This is a genomic window from Dietzia alimentaria 72 (assembly GCF_000226215.1).
In the GTDB taxonomy this organism is placed as follows: Bacteria; Actinomycetota; Actinomycetes; order Mycobacteriales; family Mycobacteriaceae; genus Dietzia; species Dietzia alimentaria.
Genome location: NZ_AGFF01000024.1, coordinates 21571 through 45121, shown reverse-complemented (window position 1 = coordinate 45121; position 23551 = coordinate 21571). Strand labels below are relative to the sequence as shown.

At 68.1% G+C, this 23551-nt stretch carries 21 protein-coding genes; 6 read left to right on the top strand and 15 right to left on the bottom strand.

The features are described from left to right. The first annotated feature begins 328 nt into the window (after positions 1-328). Both ON04_RS12290 and ON04_RS12285 read left to right on the top strand, forming a co-directional pair. Positions 329-9760 carry a type I polyketide synthase gene (locus tag ON04_RS12290; protein WP_010541927.1) on the top strand — a complete coding sequence of 3144 codons (9432 nt, stop codon included), beginning with the start codon at positions 329-331 and terminating at the stop codon, positions 9758-9760. Positions 9761-9773: 13 nt separating this feature from the next. Further along, entirely contained in the window at positions 9774-10301 is a 528-nt protein-coding gene (locus tag ON04_RS12285; RefSeq protein ID WP_010541926.1) for a holo-ACP synthase, read from the top strand. 23 nt (positions 10302-10324) lie between these two features. On the opposite strand, the gene ON04_RS12280 is transcribed toward ON04_RS12285, so the two are convergent. Beyond that, on the bottom strand, positions 10325-11065 hold the full coding sequence (locus ON04_RS12280) for a TetR/AcrR family transcriptional regulator (RefSeq protein WP_010541925.1): 741 nt from the start codon (positions 11063-11065) through the stop codon (positions 10325-10327). Positions 11066-11073: 8 nt separating this feature from the next. Next, positions 11074-11571: a peroxiredoxin gene (locus tag ON04_RS12275; RefSeq protein ID WP_010541924.1), complete on the bottom strand. Its 498-nt coding sequence runs from the start codon at positions 11569-11571 to the stop codon at positions 11074-11076. 148 nt (positions 11572-11719) lie between these two features. Here ON04_RS12275 and ON04_RS12270 point away from each other — a divergent pair, with 148 nt between their 5' ends. The 4 genes from ON04_RS12270 to ON04_RS12255 all read left to right on the top strand — a co-directional run bounded on the left by ON04_RS12270 (position 11720) and on the right by ON04_RS12255 (position 13991). Further along, positions 11720-11992: a DUF3618 domain-containing protein gene (locus tag ON04_RS12270; RefSeq protein WP_010541923.1), complete on the top strand. Its 273-nt coding sequence runs from the start codon at positions 11720-11722 to the stop codon at positions 11990-11992. A gap of 268 nt (positions 11993-12260) precedes the next feature. Beyond that, positions 12261-12485, top strand: a complete 225-nt coding sequence (locus tag ON04_RS12265; protein WP_010541922.1) for a hypothetical protein — start codon at positions 12261-12263, stop codon at positions 12483-12485. A gap of 45 nt (positions 12486-12530) precedes the next feature. Continuing rightward, positions 12531-13370, top strand: coding sequence for a tyrosine-type recombinase/integrase (locus ON04_RS12260; RefSeq protein WP_158217841.1), 840 nt, complete (start codon positions 12531-12533; stop codon positions 13368-13370). Positions 13371-13421: 51 nt separating this feature from the next. After that, on the top strand, positions 13422-13991 hold the full coding sequence (locus ON04_RS12255; RefSeq protein ID WP_029458353.1) for an Ltp family lipoprotein: 570 nt from the start codon (positions 13422-13424) through the stop codon (positions 13989-13991). A gap of 60 nt (positions 13992-14051) precedes the next feature. On the opposite strand, the gene ON04_RS12250 is transcribed toward ON04_RS12255, so the two are convergent. The 13 genes from ON04_RS12250 to ON04_RS12195 form a co-directional block, all read right to left on the bottom strand. Further along, a complete protein-coding gene (locus ON04_RS12250) occupies positions 14052-14972 on the bottom strand; it encodes a tyrosine-type recombinase/integrase (RefSeq protein ID WP_010541919.1) in 921 nt (306 codons plus the stop codon). Between the two features lie 201 nt (positions 14973-15173). Then, the gene (locus tag ON04_RS12245; RefSeq protein WP_010541918.1) at positions 15174-15560 is read right to left on the bottom strand and encodes a hypothetical protein; all 387 of its coding nucleotides are present in this window, start codon (positions 15558-15560) and stop codon (positions 15174-15176) included. After that, on the bottom strand, positions 15557-15988 hold the full coding sequence (locus ON04_RS12240) for a hypothetical protein (protein WP_141564770.1): 432 nt from the start codon (positions 15986-15988) through the stop codon (positions 15557-15559). The genes ON04_RS12245 and ON04_RS12240 overlap by 4 nt, the downstream gene beginning before the upstream one ends. Then, positions 15985-16398, bottom strand: a complete 414-nt coding sequence (locus ON04_RS12235) for a hypothetical protein (protein WP_010541916.1) — start codon at positions 16396-16398, stop codon at positions 15985-15987. Before ON04_RS12235 ends, ON04_RS12240 begins: the two co-directional genes overlap by 4 nt. Positions 16399-16400: 2 nt before the next feature. Further along, a complete protein-coding gene (locus tag ON04_RS12230; RefSeq protein WP_010541915.1) occupies positions 16401-16643 on the bottom strand; it encodes a holin in 243 nt (80 codons plus the stop codon). 2 nt (positions 16644-16645) lie between these two features. Continuing rightward, on the bottom strand, positions 16646-17419 hold the full coding sequence (locus ON04_RS12225) for a peptidoglycan recognition protein family protein (protein WP_010541914.1): 774 nt from the start codon (positions 17417-17419) through the stop codon (positions 16646-16648). Continuing rightward, entirely contained in the window at positions 17416-17565 is a 150-nt protein-coding gene (locus ON04_RS16765) for a hypothetical protein (protein WP_158217840.1), read from the bottom strand. Before ON04_RS16765 ends, ON04_RS12225 begins: the two co-directional genes overlap by 4 nt. Positions 17566-17647: 82 nt before the next feature. Next, positions 17648-18418 carry a hypothetical protein gene (locus ON04_RS12220; protein WP_010541913.1) on the bottom strand — a complete coding sequence of 257 codons (771 nt, stop codon included), beginning with the start codon at positions 18416-18418 and terminating at the stop codon, positions 17648-17650. Positions 18419-18630: 212 nt separating this feature from the next. Then, positions 18631-19878 carry a hypothetical protein gene (locus ON04_RS12215; RefSeq protein ID WP_141564769.1) on the bottom strand — a complete coding sequence of 416 codons (1248 nt, stop codon included), beginning with the start codon at positions 19876-19878 and terminating at the stop codon, positions 18631-18633. Positions 19879-20014: 136 nt separating this feature from the next. Further along, positions 20015-20734, bottom strand: coding sequence for a hypothetical protein (locus ON04_RS12210; protein ID WP_010541911.1), 720 nt, complete (start codon positions 20732-20734; stop codon positions 20015-20017). Between the two features lies 1 nt (position 20735). Next, positions 20736-21122 (bottom strand): hypothetical protein, encoded by a 387-nt coding sequence (locus tag ON04_RS12205; protein WP_010541910.1) that lies wholly within the window; start codon positions 21120-21122, stop codon positions 20736-20738. A gap of 9 nt (positions 21123-21131) precedes the next feature. Further along, complete coding sequence (locus ON04_RS16020) at positions 21132-22757, bottom strand: Gp37-like protein (RefSeq protein ID WP_010541909.1); 1626 nt, start codon at positions 22755-22757, stop codon at positions 21132-21134. Positions 22758-22760: 3 nt separating this feature from the next. Next, positions 22761-23549 (bottom strand): hypothetical protein, encoded by a 789-nt coding sequence (locus ON04_RS12195; RefSeq protein ID WP_010541908.1) that lies wholly within the window; start codon positions 23547-23549, stop codon positions 22761-22763. Between the last annotated feature and the right edge of the window lie 2 nt (positions 23550-23551).

Here is a 23551-nt window from a genome sequence, read left to right as displayed (position 1 = left end):
GTTGCGGTTCGGCGCGGTGGGGCATGGGTCGTTCCGGTGGCGACATCACGTGGGATCTGCAGAATTCCCCTGAGAAAAATATAACGATTCGATAACGGGCCAAGCCTGGAACGTGAGGCGGGCCTCACCTGTAAATATGATGAGGGCATCACTTCTATTTGTGATTTAGATCACCACGAGACGACTTTGATCGGAGGCGCAAAATTCGTTCGTACCCGCCTAACCTGAGGACGCCCTCAAGTTCCTGTGGCAGTGTGTGCTCGGTGCCGGACCAGCGATGGATCCCGGCGATAGATGTCCCTGACGCAAGTGCCAAGGAGTTCCCCACGTGACGATCGATGACCGCGACCTCTCCCCCCGCCCGTTTGAGACCGGTTCGGCGGTCCGCCGCCCCGCCCGGGCCCTGTCGGACGAGCTACGTGACGGCACGGCCTACGCGCTCGCCTTCGGTGGACAGGGGATCGCGTGGCGTGACGCCCTGAGTGACCTCATCGACGGCACCGGGATCGGCCCCGAGCTCCAGGACCTCGTTGACGCCTCCGTGTTGCTCACCGAGCCGGTGCACGACGAAATCGCGGTTGTCCGGACCCACGGTTTCCGGCCCATCGAGTGGGCCAACACCACCACCGGCGAAGACGAGGACGGCGCGGATCTGCCCGACGACGCCTCGCTCTCGTCCGCCGCGGTCTCGCTGCCGGCCGTGCTGCTCACTCAGATCGGTGCACTCCGCGCCCTCGCAGCCGAAGGCTTCGACGTGAACGACACGACCCCTGCGGCCGTGGTCGGTCACTCCCAGGGAGTCCTGGCCGTGGAATCGGTGGAGACCTTCGGTTCGATCGACGACCGGCTGCTCGCGGTGGCTGAGCTCATCGGTGCCGCGGCCACGCTCGTGGGTCGGCGCGTCGGTTTGTTCCGTCGGGGAGAGGCGAGCCCGATGGTCGGGGTGTCCGGTATCGACGGCGATGCGCTCCGTGAGCTCATCAATGAGCTGTTCTCGGGAGTGGACGCCTCGATCCGGCCCGCGGTCTCGATCCGTAACGCGCAGCGCCGCCATGTCGTGGTGGGTCGTCCTGATGATCTCGAGGAGCTGCGCCGGCACTGCGCCGACCTCGAGGCTGAGTCGCGTCGTCGTCGTGAGGCCAAGCTCACCGGCGGCGAGATCTTCGCCCCGGTCTTCGACCCCCTCGACGTCGAGGTGGGCTTCCACCACCCGGCCATGGCCCCGGCCGTGGACGTGGTCACCCGCTGGGCCGGTCGCTGTGGACTGGACACCACCCGTGCCACGGACCTTGCGCGCCAGGTGTTCAGCGAGCCCGTCGACTGGGTGGAGGAAATGGCAGAGACGCTGCACGCTGGCGCCGCCTGGATCCTCGACATGGGGCCGGGCGAGGCCCTGACCCGACTCAACCGCTCTGTGGTCCGCGGACAAGGCGTCGGCGTGGTGGCCGCCGCGACCCGTGGGGGCCTGCGCAACCTCTTCACCCCGGGCGCCACCCCGCCCATCGAGCGTCCATGGACGGCGTTCCAGCCGCAGCTCATCACGCTGCCCGACGGCAGCGTCCACGTGGAGACCTCGTTCACCCGCCTCACGGGTTGCTCGCCGATCCTGCTGGCGGGAATGACCCCGACAACCGTCGACCCCGAGATCGTGGCCGCTGCGGCCAACGCCGGCCACTGGGCCGAGCTCGCCGGCGGTGGTCAGGTTTCCGAACCGATCTTCGCGGAGAACACCCAGCGTCTCGCCGAGCTGTTGGAGCCCGGTCGCAGCGCGCAGTTCAATTCGCTGTTCCTCGATCCGTACCTGTGGAAGTTGCAGGTCGGTGGCAAGCGCCTGGTCCAGCGTGCCCGCGCCGCCGGCATCCCGTTCGACGGCGTGATAGTCACCGCCGGTATCCCTGAGCTCGACGAGTCAGTGGCCCTGATCGAGGAGCTCAACGAGGCCGGCCTGCGGCACGTCAGCTTCAAGCCCGGCACCGTCTCGCAGATTCGCCAGGTCGTGCGGATCGCCGCCGAGGTGCCTCATATGCCCGTGATCGTCCAGGTGGAGGGTGGCCGCGCCGGCGGACACCACTCGTGGGAGGACCTCGACGACCTTTTGCTGACCACGTACGCCATGCTGCGCGAGCGCCCCAATGTGGTCCTCTGCGTGGGCGGTGGCATCGGCACGCCTGAGCGGGCCGCCGACTACCTCACCGGTTCCTGGTCTAACAGCCATGGCTTCCCGGCCATGCCCGTCGACGGCATTCTTGTGGGCACCGCCGCCATGGCGACCCTCGAGGCAACTACCAGCCCCCAGGTCAAGCAGCTCCTCGTAGACACCCTCGGCGTGGACCACTGGGTGGGCGCTGGCCAGGCCGAGGGCGGGATGGCCTCCGGTCGCAGTCAGCTGGGTGCTGACATCCATGAGATTGACAACACCGCGGCGCGCACCGGCCGTCTCCTCGACGAGGTGGCCGGTGACGCCGACGCAGTGGAGAAGCGCCGCGAGGAGATCATCACCGCGATCAACGGCACCGCCAAGCCCTACTTCGGCGACCTCGACTCCATGACCTACGAGCAGTGGCTCAGCCGCTTTGTGGAGCTCTCGCTCGCGCTCGGCGCCACCGCCGACGGCACGATCTCCAGCCAGAGCCACGACTTCGACCTGGGCGCGGATTTCGGCTCCGATGTGGCAAACGGCACGCGATCGGTGTGGCTGGACCCGACCATTCGCGAACGCTTTCACCGCATGGTTCAGCGCGCCGAGGCCCGCCTGTCCTCCGAGGACACCGGCCGGATCGTCTCCGCCTTCCCGCGTGTCGAGGCGATGGAGCGTCCCACTGAGGTCATTGCGACCCTCGCCGACCGTCACCCGCAGCTGTCGAGCGCGGTCCTGCACCCGGCAGACGCCGCCGAGTTCCTCGACATCTGCCGCATGCCAGGCAAGCCCGTGCCGTTTGTCCCCGTCGTGGACGGCGACGTGCGTCGCTGGTGGCGCTCGGATTCCTTGTGGCAGGCCCATGACGCCCGCTATGACGCCGACGCCGTGTGCGTGATTCCCGGCACGACCGCCGTCGCCGGCATCACCCGCGTCGACGAGCCGGTCGGCGACCTCCTCGACCGTTTCGAGGCCGCCACCGCCGACCGGGTTCGTGGCTATCTGCCCTCCGCCGAGGCCGTGAGCAGCCGCCGACGCGGCATCGTCACCACCGCCACCGGGCCCGTCGCCGACGTGCTCAACAGCCCCGACGTGACCTGGGCCGGCCGTCTCGTGGTGAGCCCCGTCCACCGCCTGGGCGTGCTCCACGCCTGGGAGATCGACGCCGATGGTGTCGGCCGCCACCCCGTCTCCGGCGGAGTGCTCACCCCGGCAGCCGACGGCAGCAGCGTCGACCTGACGCTTCCCATCGGTCCCTCCGAGATGACCATCACGATCACTCTCGGGGATTCCGTGGCCACCGGTGCCGCCCCCGTCGTGACGGACGAGGCCGCCGAGGCCGCCATGCGCACGCTGCTCGCCACCGCCGCCGGCGTGGGCCGTGGCGGTGCCGGCGGTTCCGAGATCGCGGAGCTCCCGGAGGTCCGCGACGGCGTGGCTACCGCGCGGTTCCGCTTCGAGCAGACGCTGGCCACCGACCACACCGGCGTCACCGCCGGCAGCCTGCCCGCTTCTCTTGTGCCCTCCGTCGGCGTCCCGGATTCGCTCGTGGGAGCTGCCTGGCCAGCGGTGTTCGCCGTGCTGGGCCGGACGCGCCGTCCGCGTGGCGAGGGGACGGTCGTCGAGGGACTGCTCGACCTGGTCCATCTGGACCACGGTGTCCGCATGCACGCGGCGCTGCCAAAGACCACTGCCGACCTCGTCGTCGTGGCCCGCTCCGGTGGTGTTCGCGACACCGACCTCGGACGAGTGGTCGAGGTGACCGTCGAGATGGCCATCGAGGCTGCCGACGGCACCCGTACCCCGCTGTGCACCCTGTCCGAGCGTTTCGCGATCCGAGGTCGCACCGGTCGCGCCGAGGTGGGGGACCCCCGCCCGGCCGGCGGCGCACTGCTCTCCCGCTCCGGTGGTGCGGTCGAGCCGGTGGAGACGTCCCGCCAGGCGCGCGTGTCCACTACCCTCATCGCCCCGCACGACATGACGGCGTTCGCGCTGGTCTCGGGCGACCACAACCCGATCCACGTCTCCGACACCGCGGCCGAGCTCGCCGGGCTGGGCGGGGTGATCGTCCATGGCATGTGGATCTCCGCCGCCGCGCAGCACGCCGTCCAGGCCTCCGAGGGCTCCGTGCCCGCTCTGCGGATCGCCGGGTGGACCGCCCGCATGCTGGCCCCCGTCCGGCCGGGTGACCGCATCAAGGTCCGCGCCGTGCAGACCGGGCGGCACGCCGGCGGGCAGGTACTCGAGGTCACGTGCACCGTCGACGGGGCCACCGTCATGGCGGCCACCGCCCTCACCGAAGCTCCACGCACCGTCTACGCATTCCCCGGCCAGGGCATCCAGGCCAAGGGCATGGGCATGGAGGGGCGCACCCGGTGTCCGGCCGCGCGCGAGATCTGGGACCGTGCCGACAAGCACACCCGGTCCGCGCTCGGCTTCTCGATCCTGGCGCTCGTCCGCGAGAACCCGACCGAAGTCACCGTGCGTGGCGAGGTCCACCGTCACCCGGACGGCGTTCTCTACCTCACGCAGTTCACCCAGGTCGCCATGGCGTGCCTCGCGGTGGCGCAGCGGGCCGAGCTCGAAGCCGATGACCTCTTCATCGACGACGCCTACTTCGCGGGTCACTCGATCGGCGAGTACGACGCCCTGGCCGCCATCTCCGGTGTGCTGGAGCTGGAGCCGCTGCTGGAGATCGTGTTTCAGCGTGGGTCGACCATGCACCAACTGGTCCCGCGCGACGCCCATGGCCGTTCCGACTACCGGATGGCCGCGATCCGCCCGTCGCAGATGGGCATCGCGGACGCCGACATCGTGGACTGGGTAGCCAAGGTGTCCGCCGAGTCCGGCGAGTTCGTGGAGATCGTCAACTACAACCTGGCGGGCTCGCAGTACGCGCTTGCCGGCACGGTCGCCGGCTGCAAAGCCCTGGAGAAGGCGGTCGAGCGTGAGCTCGAGGTCTCGGGCGGCAAGAACGCCTTCATCCTGGTGCCGGGCATCGATGTCCCGTTCCACTCCACGGTGCTGCGCGGCGGCGTCCCGGACTTCCGGGCGACGCTGGATGCGCTGATCCCGCAGGATATTGACATCTCAGTGCTCGTGGGGCGCTACATCCCCAACCTGGTGCCGCGGCTGTTCAGTCTCGAGCGGGACTTTGTGCAGGAGATCGCCGATCTCGTACCGGCCGATGCCCTGGCAGACGTCCTGGCCAACTGGGATGCGTGGGCCGCGACGCCCGTGCGCCTGGGCCGCCTTTTGCTCGTGGAACTCCTGGCCTGGCAGTTCGCCAGCCCGGTCCGCTGGATCGAGACGCAGGAGCTGCTCTTTACTCCTGTAGAGCGTGGTGGGCTCGGCATCGAGCAGTTCGTGGAGGTCGGCGTGGCCAACGCCCCGACCGTCGCGAACCTCGCCTCCAAGACCCTCGACCTCCCCACACACCGCGGCCCCCGCGCCCGCGTGCTCAACGTGGAGCGCGATTCCGCGGCGCTGTACGGCACCCTGCCGCCCAGCGTTGAGGTCGACGACGACAACGACGCAGCGGACGCCACCGGCGCGTCCTCAGCTGCGTCGTCCACCCCGGCCGCCGACCAGGCGAGCCCCACAGACCCCGCACCGGCCGTCAATACCCCCGGCACGGCCGGTGCGGACCGATCCGAACCCGCGGCAGTTGCCGCGGCCGCACCCGGTGCTCCCCGCCCGGACGACCTTGAGTTCGGCGCACCCGCCGCCACCCGCATGTTGGTGGCGCTGCGCACCAAGGTTCGTCCCGAGCAGATCACCGCGAGTGACTCCATCGAGACCCTGTGCGACGGCGTGTCCTCGCGCCGAAACCAGTTGCTGCTGGACCTCGGAACAGAGCTGAGCCTCGGTGCGATCGACGGCGCCGCGGAGGCCGACTTCCCGACGCTGGCCGACCAGGTCGCGCGACTGGCCCGCGGCTACGCACCGTTCGGCCCCGTCCTGTCGGACGCGGTCGGCGAGGCCCTGCGCGCCCTGCTCGGACGCTCCGGTAAGCGTGCCGCGTACATCACCGAGCGGGTGACCGGCCCCTGGGAGCTGGGCACCGGCTGGGCGCATCACGTGACCGCCGAGCTCGCCCTCGGCAGCCGGGACGGTGCCTCGATCCGCGGCGGCGACCTGGCAACGCTGGACACCGCAGGTGTCAAGGACGTGGCCGGCCTGGACGCGCTCATCGACGCGGCCGTGCAGTCGGTCGGTGCGGCCAACGGCGTCGCCGTGGCCATGCCGTCCTCCGGCGCCGGCGGCGGGGCGACCGTCGACGCCGCTGCGCTCGGCGAGTTCGCTGACGAGATCACCGGCCCCGACGGGGTCCTGGCGGAAGCCGCCCGAGGCATGCTGACCCGCCTCGGCCACCTGAAGCCGGACGCCGTGGACCTACTGGCCGAGGCCGACCCGGACTCCGAGCTGGCCGACCTCGTGACCGCCGAGCTGGGCTCGGACTGGCGACGCGTGGTGGCCCCGGCCTTCGACGCGGATCGTGCACTCCTGCTGGACGACCGGTGGGCCTCCGCCCGCGAGGACCTGGCCCGTCTCTGGACCCGGAACGACATCCCGGCGGACGCGGCGGAAGCCTTCCGCGGTGCGGGCGAAATCGTGGCCGGGCAGGCACGCTGGTGGGCGGATAAGGCCACCGCCGCCCGACGCGACGGCCTCGCAGACGCCTACCGGCAGATCGCCGAGACCGCGGTCGAGAAATTCGTGGGCGCGTACGCGGGTGACGTCGCCGTCGTCACCGGAGCCGGAAAGGGTTCCATCGCCGCGGCGGTCACCGGCAGTCTCCTCGCCGGAGGCGCCACCGTGGTGGCCTCCACCTCCAGCCTGGACCAGTCCAAGCTGGCCTTCTTCAAGGACCTGTACCGCTCCAATGCACGCGGCGGTGCACAGCTGTGGGTCCTGCCGGTCAACATGACTTCCTACTCGGATGTCGACGCGCTGGTCGAGTGGGTGGGCTCTGAGCACGCCGAGTCGGCCGGCGGTCAGACCACCGTACTCAAGCCGGCCCTCACCCCGACTCTGTTCTTCCCTTTCGCGGCTCCCCGTGTCCAGGGCTCGATGGCCGACGCCGGCCCGCGCGCCGAGACGGAGATGCGGGTCCTGCTCTGGAGCGTGGAGAAGCTCGTCGCCGGACTCGGTGCCATCGGCTCCGAGACGGACGTGGACTCCCGCCTGCACGTGGTCCTGCCGGGCTCGCCCAACCGCGGCATCTTCGGCGGCGACGGTGCGTACGGCGAGGCCAAGGCGGCGCTCGACGCGATGATCGCCAAGTGGGGATCGGAAAAGACCTGGTCGGAGCGGGTGACGTTTGTCCACGCCATCATCGGCTGGGTACGCGGCACCGGACTGATGGGTCACAACGACCCGCTCGTCGAGGCCGTGGAGGCCGCGGGTGTGTCCACCTGGTCCACCACCGAAATCGCCACCGAACTGCTCCGCTGGTGCAGCCCCGAGTTCCGTGACGCCGCCGGCGACGCCCCCGTGACCGTCGACCTCACCGGCGGACTCGGCACAGCGAACCTGGATATGGCCGCGCTCGCCGCGGACCGCCCGACCACCCCGACAGAGTCCTCGACGGACGAGGCCGCCGGCACCATCGCTGCGCTGCCCTCACTGCCGATCGTCACGGCCGACGAGCGTCCCGACTGGGGCGAGGTCACCCAGGATCTCGACGACATGGTGGTGATCGTGGGGTCCGGCGAGGTCGGTCCCTACGGCAGTGCCCGCACCCGTTTCGAGGTGGAGACCACGGGCGACCTCACCGCCGCAGGTGTCGTGGAGCTGGCCTGGTCCACCGGACTCATCACGTGGGAGGAATCGCCGCGTGCGGGCTGGACGGTCACCGAGTCCGGCGACCCGATCGCCGAGGCCGATATCGTCGATCGCTTCCACGATGAGGTCCTCGCCCGTGTGGGCGTGCGGACCTACGCCGACGACGCGCGCGCAGAGATGTTCGACAACTCATCACCGCAGCTGACCTCGGTGTTCCTGCCGGAGGACCTGTCCTTCGTGGTGGACGACGAGGCCCAGGCCCGTGCCTACCTCGCCGACGACCCTGAGAACACCGTGGTCACCCACAGCGAGGACGGGGAGTGGACGGTCACCCGCAAGGCGGGAACAGAGATCCGCGTCCCGCGTCGCACCACACTCACCCGCGTGGTGGGCGGCCAGATCCCGACCGGCTTCGACCCCACCGCGTGGGGCATCCCGGCCGACATGGTCTCCGGTATCGACCGGGTGGCCGCCTGGAACCTGGTGGCCACCGTGGACGCCTTCATCTCCTCGGGGTTCACCCCGGCGGAGCTGCTGGCCCACGTGCACCCGTCCGACGTCGCCAATACGCAGGGCACCGGCATGGGCGGCATGACCAGCATGCGGTCGCTGTACATCGACGGCATCCTCGGTCGCAGCCGCGCCAACGACACGCTGCAGGAAGCTCTGCCCAACGTCGTGGCAGCGCATGTCATGCAGTCCTACGTCGGCGGCTACGGCTCGATGGTCCACCCCGTGGCGGCATGTGCCACCACCGCGGTGTCCGTCGAGGAAGGCTTCGACAAGATCCGCGCGGGCAAGGCCGAGTTCGTGGTGGCGGGCGGGTTCGACGACCTGTCCACCGAAGGGATCCAGGGCTTCGCCGACATGTCTGCGACCGCTGATTCCGCGGCCATGGCGGGCAAGGGTATCGACGAGCGGCACTACAGCCGGGCCAATGACCGTCGCCGTGGCGGATTCGTGGAGTCCGCCGGCGGCGGCACCATCTTGCTGGCCCGTGGTGACGTGGCGGCCCGTATGGGACTTCCGGTCCATGGCGTGGTGGCGTGGGCGGGTTCCTACGCCGACGGTGCCCACACCTCCATCCCGGCTCCCGGGTTGGGTGCGCTGGGTGCCGGCCGCGGGGGCAAGCGTTCGCCGCTGGCCCGGGGCCTCGCGCAGCTGGGCCTGACCGCCGACGATCTGGCCGTGGTGAGCAAGCACGACACCTCGACCAAGGCGAACGACCCCAACGAGTCGGATCTGCACGAGCGACTCGCCGCTGCCATCGGACGCGCGGACGGCAACCCGCTGTTCGTCGTCTCGCAAAAGACCCTCACGGGTCACGCCAAGGGCGGCGCCGCCGCGTTCCAGCTCATCGGTCTCACCCAGATGCTGCGCTCGGGCACCCTTCCGCCCAACCGCTCGCTGGACTGTGTCGACGACGTCCTGGATCACCACCCGCACCTGGTGTGGCTGCGGGAGACCCTGCAGCTGGGGGGCGCGATGCCGCTGAAGGCGGGACTGCTCACCTCACTGGGCTTCGGCCACGTGTCCGGCCTGATCGCCGTGACGCATCCCGAGGCGTTCCATCGCGCGGTGGAGTCCACCTACGGAGAGGACGAGGCGAACCGCATCCGGGAGTCGGGTCTCGAGCGCGAGCGTTCCGGCGCCCGCCGTCTCGTGGACGCCCTCTACGGGGGCGAATCCCTGTACGTCCGTCCCGAGGCTCGACGGTTGGGCGAGGGCTCGGCGGATGAGGTCAAGGACCGCGAGGCCGCGGTTCTGCTGGATCCGGCCGCGAGGATCAACGACGACGGCGTGCTCGCCTCGTCCACAGGTGCGGGCGACGAGTGAGCCTGACAAGCGGATGAGCGGACTCGAGCGCGTATCAAACGCGAGCGGGGGCGTTCGGGGCGTCGGGGTCGACATAGTCGATCTCGGCGCCTTCGCCGCGTCCCTGGCCGAACCCGGCACGCGGTTCTCCGGGGCGTTCTCGCCCACCGAGCGGAGGCAGTGTCGTGAACGCGCCGAGGCCCGCGGGGCACGTGCCGGCACTGCGGTCTCGTCGTCGTCCCGCCGAGGTTCGGAGACGGCGCCTCACGAGGACCCGGTGGCCCGCCACCTGGCGGGCCGGTGGGCGGTCAAGGAGGCGGTCGTCAAGGCGTGGTCGGTGGCGCTCTACGGCTCGCCGCCGCCGATCTCGCCGGAATTGCTGCGCTGGTCCGAGATCGAGACGGTCTGTGACGCATGGGGCAGGCCCTCGGTACGCCTCAGTGGCGAAGTGGCCCGTCAGGCAGCGGCAACGCTGGGGGAGGGCGTCCGCTGGAGCGTCTCACTCAGTCACGACGGCGGCTCCGCCATAGCGTTCGTGGTCGTCGACGGCCCCGGGGCCTGACGATCCGATCCTGCATCTGGGACTCAGTCGGACTGCGCCTGCTTCTCCGCCAACCACAGGTAGGCGGTGAGCATCCGCTTGAGTTCGGCCACGGTGGCGTCGTGGGCGTCCTCGCCGATCGTTGAAGCCGCACTTATCGCGTTCGCGCTGCTCGTGCCGGTACTGACCGAGAAATTGAGCACCGAGTACGCCACGTGCACCAGGATCTCGGCCATGAACGCACGCTGCTCGCGCTCGGTCGCGGGCATGAGGGGGGCCAGCACACTCGCGATCATCCGGGCGATCTCGCGCTCATTGACCGCCGCGGTGGCGCGGGTGGCCGGGGTCGCCTGTGTGGCCAACCACACGGCACGACGAGACGGATCTCGCAGCCACAGGTCCGCGAGGTGGTCCAGGAAGTCGTTGAGCAGCTCCGGCCAGTCCAGTGCCGGGATCTTCTGGGCGAAGCGTTCGACCTCCTCGATCACGCCGTGAGCGTCCTGGCGGTCGAGTTCACACACCAGCACGTACTTGTTCGCGAAGAACTGGTACAGCGTCCCGATGGGAACGCCGGCGCGGGAGGCGACCTCCTCACATGTGAACGACTCGAAGCCCTCCTCCACGAGGACCTCTCGAGCGGACGCGAGCAACGCCTGGAATTTGCGCCGACTGCGTTCCTGAATGGGCCTGCGGCGCGGGACCAGGATATTGGGCTCGTCCTGGACCGCCTCGTCCGTGGGTTCGTGTGTGTGATCCTGCTCGTGCTCCGGCGGGTCATTGGTCATGTGCGGTCTCAGCCCTCCACGGGCTCGGGCAGCTCAACACCGAGCAACTTGGCGATCATCGATACATGCCCCTTGGCGCGCACGTTGTAGCGGGCGAATGACAGGGTGCCGTCGGATTCCACGACGAACGTCGAGCGGATGACACCCATGACGGTCTTTCCGTAGTTCTTCTTCTCACCGAACGCGCCCCACTCGGAGAGCATCGACTTGTCGGGGTCCGACAGCAGCGGGAACGTGATGTCGTACTTGTCGCGGAACTTCGTGAGCTTGGCCGGGGCGTCGGGGGACACCCCGACGACTGCGATTCCGGCGTCCGCGAGCTGCTGCAGGGCGTTCTCGAAATCGACGGTCTCCGTGGTGCAGCCCGGCGTCATGGCGGCGGGATAGACGTATACGAGCACCCGGCCGTGCGCGGCCAGGAGATCCTCGAGCGACGTGGGTGTGCCGTCGGCGTCGGGGAGGGTGAAGGCGGGGGCGGTCTGGCCCACCTCGAGCCGTGATGTCACCGGTACTCCTGAGGTCGAGTCGGGGCGTCTGACCCCAATAACCTATCCGATGCACCGCCGCACCGGCGCGGATCGTCCCCGGGTGCAGTAGCGTGGGCGGAGTCCAGTACCCGCGGCACCCCGCGGACGAGCGATTGACGGAGGTCTCGTGTCCAGGAGTTACGACAGCATCGAAGGCGACATCGCCAAGGCGCGTGACGATCTCGCGACGACCCTGGACGAGATCATCGACCGGGTCAATCCCAAGAACCTCGCCACCGAGGGCAAAGAGCGGGCCACGACAGCGCTGAAGGACCCGAGGGTGCTGGCGGTGCTCGGCGGCATCGCGGCGCTGGTCATCGGCGGTATCACGGTGTCGATGGCGAACAAGCGCAAGGAGCGCGCACGGATCGAGGCGTACCTGGCGGCCAGGAGGGCCTGAAGCCTCTAGTGCGAGGATTTGCAGCCCTGGGGCGCAACGAAGAGGCCTTCCCATAAGGGGAGGCCTCTTTTCTCATCCCGGATACGCTCTGATCCTGGGTACAAAAAAACCCGGTCACCACGATTGTGGTGACCGGGGTCTTGTTCGCTGTGCGCCATCAGGGACTCGAACCCCGAACCCGCTGGTATGGGGAACGACCCAGCTCAGCGGGAGGCGAGGTGATCCCGCTTCGGCCCGCCGACACCACCCCTCGCGAACTCATCGCAGCATGAGCGCCCGGACACCGCGCACCGTCTCCCTGGTCGGTCTGTGTAGCCGTGAGGTGACCTGCCGGGCACTCGTCGTCCGCGAATACCCCTCGGTGGCGAAGGTCCGCTACTGGATGGGCGACGGCTGGTCCGACGTCCAGGACGCCCACCCTGACACCCTGATCCACGACGATGGCAAGCTCGCAGGCTGGACTTCCGTAGATCACAAACAGAACACGAGTTAACAAATGTCACGCGCGCCACATCTGTTCTCGGTTACCACTGTGCCTATGTCCACCACTGTGTACGTCCCCCCGGCATGGCGCGACACACTCGCCAGGTTCGACGCAGAGCTACGCGCCGCCGGCCGCCCGCGCTCCACCCGCGACATGCGCAGCTACCAACTACGCCGCTTCGCCGCAGACCACCCCACGACCCCACCACCAGAGATCACACGCGAGCACCTCATCTCGTGGCTCGGCTCCCGCGACTGGGCCCCCGAAACCCGCCGCGCCTACCGCGCAGCCCTCACAACATTGTTCCGCTGGCTCCATGCGACAGGCCAGGTCGACATCGACCCCGCCTCTTCCCTTCCGACAGTGACCGTCCCGCGCGCCCTCCCGCGGCCCGCCCCCGACGCCGCACTTCTGGCCGGACTCACCGAGGCCGACGATCGGACCCGCTTGGCGATCGAGGCGATCGACGCCACCGGCCTGCGACGAGCCGAAGCCGCCGCCCTGCACTCGACTCAGCTCATGACCGCAGTCGACGGCAGTGCCCTGCGCGTCGTCGGCAAGGGCGGGCATGTGCGCGTTGTCCCGGTGCCCGAGCGGGTCGCGTTCCGTATCCGCAAGACCGACGGATTCGTGTTCCCCGGCCAAATAGACGGCCACCTGTCCCCGCACTACCTCGGAAAACTCATCTCCCACGCACTGCCCGGGCGATGGACCGCCCACACATTGCGCCACCGCTACGCCACCCGTGTGTACGCCGCCACCAACGACTTACGCGCGGTCCAGGAGTTGCTCGGCCACGCCAACATTCAGACCACCGCCCGGTACGTCGGCGTCACCGGAGACCGGCTCCGAGACGCCGCGCGAGCCGCATGGGATTTACCCAGGGCGGCGTAAACGTCGTGCACACCTGCTACGAATAGACCATCCCCTACGGAAAGGCTATCCGTGTCGCATCCCGGCCCGCAGAACCCCTACCAGCAGCCCGACGGGCCGTACCCGCCCCAGAAGGCCCCGAAGAAGAAGCGGGGTGGCTGCATGAAGGTCGGTCTCATCGTCCTCGGCATCTTCCTCCTGGTCGTGATCCTCGTGACCGCGATCAACGGCAGCGGCGACAACGAGGACTCAGACTCGACGAGCACCATTACTAGCCAGACCGCGCCCGCCCCTGACGGCGACGCCGAGCCTGCCCCAGAAGCCGAGCCCGAGCAGGCAGAGCAGGAGACGGACGTGCCTCGCGAGTTCAAGAACGCTCTCCGGTCCGCTGACCGCTACCTCTCGGTCTCGTCGTTCTCCCAGCAGGGGCTCGTTGATCAGCTGCAGTTCGAGGACTACAGCCCCGAGGCCGCCCAGTACGCCGCCGAGAACGTCGACGCCGACTGGAACGAACAGGCAGCCAAGAAGGCCGAGGAATACATGGCCATGTCTCCGATGTCCCGGCAAGGCTTGGTCGACCAGCTCGTGTTCGAGAAGTTCACTCCCGAGCAGGCCGAGTATGGCGCAAGCCAGGCGTACTGACCGCCCCAGCAACGACAAAAACCGCCCCCGACCGGCATGGTCGGGGGCGGTTCCGTGTTCTCAGGCCGCGAGATACGAGGCGAGGATGTACGCGCCGTGCCGGTCAATGTCCCGCCGGCCACGGTCGTAGATCTCCGTCGTACGCGGATCGGCGTGCCGGGCCATCGTCTGCACGTCCCGCAACGGGATCCCCGAGTCCAGCGCGCACGTGATCGCCGCAGCGCGGAGATCGTGGGGGCTGATGTGCTTATCGATCCCCGCGCGCTTAGCTGCCGCTGCGACGACACGAGCAGCGGAGCGGCGAGTCATGCGCGAGCCGTCCCTACGCAGGATCAGCGGGCCGAGGTGCCGCTCGCCCCGGGCGGCGTCAATCCGCCGGCCGACCGGGACGGGGACGGGGATGCCGGTGACCGTGGCGCCCTTACCCGTAGCGGTGAGGATGCGGTGCCCTCGCTCGTGCCGGTCCGCGCAGTCCACGTCCAAGGCGCACGCCTCCGAGACCCGCAGCCCGAGGACACCCATGAGGGAGACCAGTGCGCCGGCCGCGGGCCCGATGTCGTCGGCCGCGACGAGCAGCGTGGACAACTCCCCGCGGGTGATGTGCGTGTACTGGGTACGGTCCCGCCGCACCCTGGGTAGGCGCGCGTACTCGGCAGGGGAGACGAGGATCCGGCCGTCAGCGGCCATTGTGCGGTAGAAGCTGCGGAGGCACACCAGTCGACGGTGCACGCTGGCAGGGGAGTTGCCGCGCGCGGTCTCGAGCCAGCGGGCGAACATCTCGACGTGGCCGCGCTCGACGGTGAGCACGTCCAGGCCCTGCTCGTCGCACCAGTCGCGCCACAGGGCGAGGTCACCGGCATAGGCGGTGCGGGTGGATTCCGACGAGAACCGGGCGAGGAACCCCTCGATGAGAAGGTCGGTGGTGTCGAAGGTGGGGGGAATTGCGCGCGCAATCGGGCGCGCAGCGGTAGCCTGCTGCACAGGTCATCACTCCAGAGTTGGTGGTGTGGTGGCTCAGACCCTCGGCCGGTGTTGGTAGCACCGTCGGGGGTCGACCGCTTTCTGCGGTACGTCCACTAATACCTCATCGGACCGACATCGTGCCGCCCGTAACGACAAAAGAGCCGCCCCCACCAGGTCAGGTGAGGGCGGCTCATTCGTGCGAGGTGAGGCTACGCGGGCTCATAGGTCCGGCGTGATCTCTGGAGGTGGAGTCTCGATGTCCTCAGGGGAAACGTGACGCTGCAGCTGAGCCACGATGCGCCGTATATAGGCGATCGCCGCCCGGTACTTCATCTCGATCGTGTCGAGCCGCTTCTCGAGACGGTCGATACGCCGGTCCCGTTCGGCGAGCTGTTGCTCGGTCCGCTCGTCCTGCTCCTTCAACTGACGTTCGGTCCACGCTTCCAGCCGTTGCGTGAAGGCATTCCAGTCGGCGGTGTGGTTGGCTTGCTGGTCGTTCTCGTTAGCCTTCTCGCCGGTACGAGCTGACCATCGGGCCGTGATCCATGTGCTGATCATCAGCGTCAACGCTGACACCACCCCGACGGCGAGGTTGCTCCACGTCATACGTCGTCCCCTCTCGGTGGAATCACCGGATCCTCGGGTGGTCCTACCGAGTCAGCCAGGGCGGCGATAATGACCATCACTCCAGCGAGGGTGAACATCGTGGATGCAGTCACCCAGCCTCGGGCAGAGTCGCCGGAGATGGCCGCCCACAGAAACGACAGCCCCCACACTGCCCACAAGGACGCGGCGAACGACAACGCCCACCTGGCGATGACGCGATGCCAAATGCCTGCGAGGATCGCCAGTCCCGAGAGCATCCAGATGATCGCCCAAACCGGCAATGGCACGACCGCGTCGACAAACGTCGTGAGTCCGCCCGTAGATTGCTGACCCACATACGCGAGGCCCCGGGTGATCGACCCAACGGAACAGACGGACAGGGCCGAGATCCGTAGATTCGGATGGAGTGGCTCGAAAGCTTGCATCATGGTCTCCCGACTGCGACGCCAGCGCGAAGTGCCGCGAACGCGGTCAGGCACCCGTAGGCGAGTACACCAGGCTGGGCGACCGGCGACGGGTCGCGGGCCGCGGAGACCGCGAACATGGTCGCGAACACCACGAGCCACAGCATCGCCAGCGTCGCACCCGCACCGACGATCTGCTCACGGCCCAGCACAGTCCCGATGAGCATCAGCACCGCAGCCGCTACCGCCGCCACCCCCCATGTCGCAATTCCGCCAGGGACACTCAACGCCGGCCCGTAGGTGCGCAGTGCCCACAGGTCCTCTCCGTGGATGGCCAGCAGTAAGCCGTAGCCGCCTACTAGAGCGACGAGCACCAGGGCGGTGCCGTGCAGCAGTACTCGTCCGGCGGCTACGGCTCGGCGGTCGTCCGGCACGCTCACTCCTCGAGGCGGTGCCGGCCAGGCGTGGCAACGAGAGACGCGGTCGAGTGGCTACCCACTCCCGCGGAGGCGATCGAGGTGAGTACCGACACGAGGGTGGCGGTACCTGCGATCGCGAGAGCATCGAGCCAGTCGACGGACAGGATGGTCACCCCGGCCACGAACACGGCGACGAGCGCCTGAGCCAGGGTCTTGACCGCACGCTCGGCGGTGTCTTTCCAGAACTGCGAGTTGTACATGGTCACTTCCTCCCCTTCTTGGTGTCGGCGGTGCCTGCGATACCGGCGTCCGCGGCGATCGCGGAGGTCAGGTCGTAGAGGGTGCGGTGGCCGCCCTGCTCCCATCCGTTGAACTCTTGTTCGCCGCGCTCGTTGCGCTGGCCTGCGACCTGGTCGAGAAGAAGGTCGAGCTTGGCCTCGATGCGGTCTGCCTGGTCTTTGGTCACTTCGGTCTCCTTCGGTGCGGGCGCCGGGGCCGGCGCGGGTGCGGGGTTGGTGGGATTGGCCATGGCGTCGTACCAGTGGCGGGCACGGGAGATGAGAGTGGCGTTGTCCTCGCCGCCCGGCGCGAGATTGTGGGGGCATGAAGTGCCGGTGAACTCGCGGTGGTATCGGATGTTCGTGCCGGGGTTTGGCCGTCCCAGTTTGTAGGCGCGGCAGAGTGCAGCGATCAAATGAGCGGCTTCCTCGACCGCCTTGTCGGTGATCTTCCAGCCCGGGGGACCGGTGTAGTTGGACACCTCGATGCCGATGGAGGACTCGTTGATGTAGGTGTTCGCCGCGTGCCAGGCGGTGTCCCAGTCGTTGACGAGCTGGCCGATCAAGCCTCCGGACTCGACCTGGTAGTGGGCGGATGCCTGCCTCGACTGCCAGACCTGCCAGATGTCGTCGACTGAGAGGATGCCGGCGTTGTGGTGCACGACAATCTTGTCGATCGTCCGGCCGTTTCGTCCCTTGGAGTAGTGCTTGTTCATCAGCCGGTACCGATCCGGCTCGAGGTTCTCCCATGACTTCATTTCTCCCCCTTCAAGGCGATGCGCCAGGACTTGTTCAGTTGGGCGATGAACCAGGCGTCGAACACGCTGTTGGCCCACCGCCAGGTCTCCCACGCGAACGGCGCCCACATCTGGGCCCGGAGTCGCCACCGGTAGTAGCGGTTCATGGCCGCACCGTGTGACGTAACGCGTCAAGATAGATAGCGGCGACGGCCCACAGCATCCGCAAGCCCCACACGAGGTGGCCGATCATCGGACGGCCCACGCAGCCGAGTCAGCGATACGGTGCGCGAGAGGACGGGCGTCACCATCCGGGGTGTGGAACGGCTCGAGGTAACCCGCCGTGTGCCTGCCTGCGGTGAGGTAACCCTCTGCCTCACGGACCGATCGTGTGATGCGCGGCCCCAACCCTTGAAACCATTCCCACGGCGGCAATCCCAACATGGGGATCAGTTGCAACCGGCCGCGGTGAGCCTTATCCACGAACGCCGCGAGTAGTTGCCCGGGCACAGCGTCAGCCGATGCCGTGAGGTACCGCAGCAACGAATCGGGGGCGCACCGACTGATCGGATCCAACGGGTGCCCCACCCATAGGGTGCGGTCGGGGATTGGCCCGTAGTTTTCGCCCATCACCCCGAACCCTGGACTGTCAGGGATGCCGTGTTGTTGGCGGTCTGCGGGTTGCCACCCGTCGGCCATCTGCAACACTGCGGCGATGCGGTGGCGCAGTTCGGGGTGTTGTTCGAGGAACTCGCGGACTGGTCGTGTTCCGGCGCTGTAGCCGATGAGGATGATGTCGTCGTCGGTGTCACGCACCATCGACGCGATGCGCATCACCGCCCGGCGTGACGCTTCCGGCCACGACAGTGGCCCCCCCACCCCCATCAGCGACGCCGCCCACGGCACCCACCGGGTGGTGCACCCGGTTTTCCAGCGCAGCCGCTCCACCATCGGATCGACCACCCCGGACGTGCGGCCGTGTGAGCCTGCCCCGTCGAGGACGAGTGCGGTGATAGGCATGTTGCCTCCTGAAATGAGGAACCCCCCAGCGTGAGTGCCGGGGGTTGCAATGAGGAGCGGTCAGAGTGCAACCAGAGTGCAACTAGTTTTTCACTCTGGCCGCGATGACGCCGCCCATGATCGGGCGGTTAGGGGCGGGTCTACTCGTGGGGCCAGAACCCGCCGTCTGGTGCCACCAGTTACCGCGCGGGCACCAGGTCCCGAGTCGCGGCCTACAGTTCCGTGTACGACACCATGTCGACAGTGGACCCCTGGTCCTGAACCATGAGAGTTAGCGGCACTGTATGCGTGTCAGGCATCGACAACGGTCCGCCTCCGTCCTCGGGATGGGCTTCCACCTGCCGCCCGTCCACCAGTACAGTCCACAGCCCTCCCGCACGGCGTAGCGTCACAGACGAACTCACGGACCACGCCCCCACCTCAGACTTACCAACATCGGTGGCGAACCCATCCCTCAGACGCAGCACCCCTGACGGGGCGAACACCACATTTGCGCCAGCGGAGTAGTCCGAGGAAATAGCAAATAGCGTCGCCCCATTTCCGCCTTGGATTGTGACCTCGAACGCGGCAGAAACCGTGGGTCCGGAAATTAATGCGTTGGTCAGACCGGGTGGGGAGTAGGTGCCGTCCATCAAGGTCCACCGCTCATCCAGTGTCGGGGTGGTGAAGTCGTCCACCCAGAGTGGCGGGATCGGCCACACTGTCACGTACTCGCCCAGCGAGGCATCCCACACGAGCGCCTCCTGCAACCCGCCGACACCGTCGAAGCGCACCTTGTCCGCGTCGATCCACTGGTTACCGTTCCACACCTGGATCGCGCGCCGGGATGCGGCGAGGTCCGCAGCCTGACGCGATACCTCCGCAGCCGATTCTGATGATGCCGCCGCCGACGCAGACCCGGCAGCCGCATCTCGTGCGGTCTCGGCGCCACCACGAGCCTCCACTGATCCATCACGGGCGGTACGAGACTCATCGCGAGCATCCCGCGCGTGGTCACGGAACACTCCCGCCTGCGCCTCGCTCTGCGCCGCAGACTGCTCCGACAGGGAAGCGTTCGACTCCGACCCCGCCGCCGCCCCCCGATGCTGGTCAGCGTCAGCAGCGTGACCGCCTGCCACACCGGCCAGACGGTCAGTCTCCGACTCGTGATCAGCCGCCGCATCCCGCGCCGTCTCAGCGGCCTGCCGAGCGCCCTCCGCCGCAACACGATCCGCCTCCGCCTGCTGCGCCGCCGCGCGTGCGTCAGCGCGCAGCTGCACCATCACAGACTCGACCCACGACCGTTCATGCGCAGGAGCCGACTCGGCCACCGCCTCCGACAGCAACGTCATGTCGGCGGTGACATACAGCTCGTAGATGTCCGGGCCACCCGCGTAGGTGTCTACTACCAACACCGCCGGGCCGGGTTCGAGATCGAGCGAAATGGTGCCTGACGCGGCCACTGGCACTGGGGCAGACACGATCAAGCGATCACCCGAAGCCAGTGACCCACGCGCTGCGGGGGCCTTCACGAACGCCTGCCGCACCTGCCCCGCGACAAGTAGCTCGCCTACAACGTCAGCGAGAGAGCCAGTAAGAGTCGGCATCCCAATCCCCCTAAGTAACGTCCGGGCCGTCGCCCGGGTTGCGGATGATTCCTGAGTTCGCAGTGTCAATGTTCTTCCGCTCCACCCAAATCAGGGTCTTCTCCGTCCCGCCGTAGAGCGTCCACCACAATCCGTTGTGCCGATACCCGAGCTCGATCGACCACGGCGCCGATTCAGGCGGAACGATGATCGGCATGGCGTAATGCTGATCCCAGCCGGCATTTGGGGTTTGCCAGTCGAAGAACCGGGTCATGACCTCGGTACCGTTCTTGTCCCGCACCAGTGCCCGCAGCCCGTGACCGACACCGCCGCCGCCTGACGTGGAGATGGTGAAGTGCGCTGACCACGAGCCGGTCTCGATGACCATCCGGTGGTTCGACGTATTGAGTTGAGCCTTCTTCGAAGGCCCATACCGCGAGTTGAACGGGATCGTCTTGTACGTCGCGCCGGACCCGAAGCGGCGGTTCTGGGTCATGATCCCGCCCGCATAGCCGGGAACATCGTCCAGCAGTTCCACGCGGCTATTGAGGGCGGTCATTCCGTCAGCGATACGGACGATCGGATCGCCCGGGCCGGGACCGAACAGGGCGTCGGCGATCATGCCGATGATGCCGGTGAGCCCGTCCGCGAGCGCCTGCCCGATACCGCCGATCCCGTCAAAGATCTGCTGCAAGATCCCGCCCGGCACACCCGGCGACGTTGGGGTCGTACCGCTTAGATTGACGCCCATCTCAGGCCTCCTTGGCCGTCTTGGCGCGCTTGGCCACCAACGCCGCCTGCGCGTTAGTGATGACCTCCGCGAGACCGTCCTCGTCCATATCGGTCAGCACAACCTCCGGGGTCGTCACCTCGACCGTCGCCCGCTCCTTATCAGCCGGGATCCACACCCCGTACTCATGCGGGGCACCGGAGCCTCCGAGCGCGTCGTACTTCACCGACGGCGGGGCTGCACTGCCCGGCCCGGAGCAACCGAGCCGGCCGAACACCCACGCCGCCATCGCGTGCGCACCGTCAGCGTCGACCGACAAGTGCGGCATGTTGAAGAACACGTACGCGAGCGGATGAAAGTCCGGGTGCCTCGGGTACGGAAAAATCTCGTCGGTGATGTCGTCGGGCATCGCTTCTCCTCACATGATGAACGTCTTGACGCGGTCCACCGCGTTCTGCACAGACTTGATCGACCTCGCGAACAAAGCCGCCGGACTCTCCCGCACCCGCGGATCCCCGAGCTCGATCGTCGAGCGGAGTCGGCGGTCGCCGCGCTTCTGCCCGATCGCAGACTTGGAGACGTACGTGGCGAACACGATGTCGCGGTGCACCAGGCCCTGCTGGTCCCCAGCCCGGTAATCGACGCCCCACACGAACGGGGCCGCCCCGTCGACGGTGAACCCGATACTGATACCGCCGGCGCCCTGGGCGAGCATCTGGAACGCCTGCTGGTAGGCAGATAACGTCCAGCCGTCGCCGGCCCCGACCGAATCTCGGTAACCGAACCGGCCGTGCCAGTCGCGGCGTTTGCCGTCGAAGGACACCGACCAGGCGAACAGTTTGTCTTTGAGCCCGTCCCCGACAATCTCGCCGAGGAAGATCGCCGCGGCGTTGATCAGCCCACCGAAGACGGGGATCGCCCCCGCCAGGGCGGCACCGACACCACCGAACACCGCCTTGGCACCGGAGCCGACGAGCTTGTTCAGCGCCTCCGGTGAACGGCCACCCACAGTGACGTGCCAAACATCAGACTTGGCGACCGTGAGCTCCGAGGTCACCGACTCCATGTGCTCCGGGCGCCACACCACCCACGCCGGCACTCCGGCCGCTGTGGACGGAGTATCGGCCAGCCCGATCCGCGGCGCGTTGGCTTCGGTGTCGAAGGTGCGGATCAGTCCCTTGAGCAGATCCCCGACGTGACCGGTCGTGGAGGTGTCCCACTGGCGGGGCACCACGTCGAGGACGATGGTCGGCTTGGTCAGGATGGTGTGCTGCGGGAATGGTTGCGGGTCGCCCTCGAGCCACACGTCGTGGGTGAGCAGTAGCCCGGCGGCGTCGAGGGTTTCCTTCACCGCGGCGAGCCCGGAATCGAAGCGCATGTCCAGGATCGTCATCGCCGTGACGATGTCCGCGTTGATCGGGTTGACGATGCACGGCCACCGGTCGGCGACCACGTTCTGCCACGCCGCCGGTTCCCACAGGTCCCAGCCAGTGATGGACCCGGGCTGGAACTCGCGCATCAGATTGATCAGGAAGTACTCCTTGATCACCTTGAGCGACTGGCCCGCCCGCGTGTCCCGGTACTTCGGCTGCGCGATCACCGGGAAGCCGGGGGAGGCCTGAAAAGTGATGTGCGCCGAGTAACGGTGCAGTGAGACGGCCTCGATCTTGACCCGCGAGCCGCGCCGCTTCGAGCCATGCCCGTCAGTGATGCGCAGCACCCGGTAAAACAGCCGGTTCGGCTTACCCGACACCGGATCTGGGGCGGCCTCGATGAGCACCCACTGCGCGGCATGCACCAGCTCAGTCCAGGTGTCCTCCGGCCGCTCCGGATCGATCGACCCCAACGGGATCAGCGACTCCACGACCGGATGGTTCACCGGGTAGGACGCCTCGAACACCGACTCCTCGTTCACACCTTCCGGGCCTTCCCACTCGATGAAGCCGTGCAGATCGTCAATCGGCTCGATATGACGATCCAGGAGCTTCATCACCACCCCGCCCGCTGCGAGGGTGGCGTGGCGTTCAGCGGACCAGTCGGACACCGCTCACCACCTCCACGGGTCGCAGAACAAGGGCTCGATCACGCCCGTACAGCCGGTGAACGTCCACGGCGCAGACTCCCCAGGGAGGATCGGTACTGGGGCGACACGGCCCCGCAACTGCCGCCGCAGCGCGGTGGCCGGCTCGCCGTCGACAGTGACCAGACCACCGGTGGCCGGGTCGGTGTGCCACACCGCCGGGACCGCCGTGGTCGGCAGAATGACGGACGGTAAGCCCGGCCCGGACACCGTGGCGCCCGACCCGGACCACTCCACCCGCGGGTAGCCTTCCAGCTCGCCCAGATTGAGCACCTGAGCGGCGCCCGAGTACCGCTGTGGGGCGCCGAGCCACACCCCGTCATGACAGGTCACCTCGAGCGTGGTCACCAGAGACACCGTCCCCACCGACCGCGGGGACTTCGCGGGCGTCTCAGATGCGCCCGGCAGACGTGCGCGGGTCCGTAGTAGCGGCCCTTCCTGGGATCGGAGGGTGAATTCCCCGTCGGCGAACGGAGACCACGCCGACCGCCACCGACGAAACAGCCTGCCCGGATCGTCCAGCATCTCGTCATCGCGCCACCGATCAGAGATCCGCACTTTCAGCGACCCCGTCATAGCCTCGAACGAGTACCCGGCCAGCACCACCCCAGCCCGCTCGGGCGCGGGCTCCAAAGTAGTGGTGGCCGAGGCGACGAACCCCGACACCTCCTCGGCGCCGACACCCTCGGCCCCCTGATGAGCGCCGACGAGCTGCCACGTCGAGTTGTTGACGCCGCGGTAAGTGAGCTCGTACACCA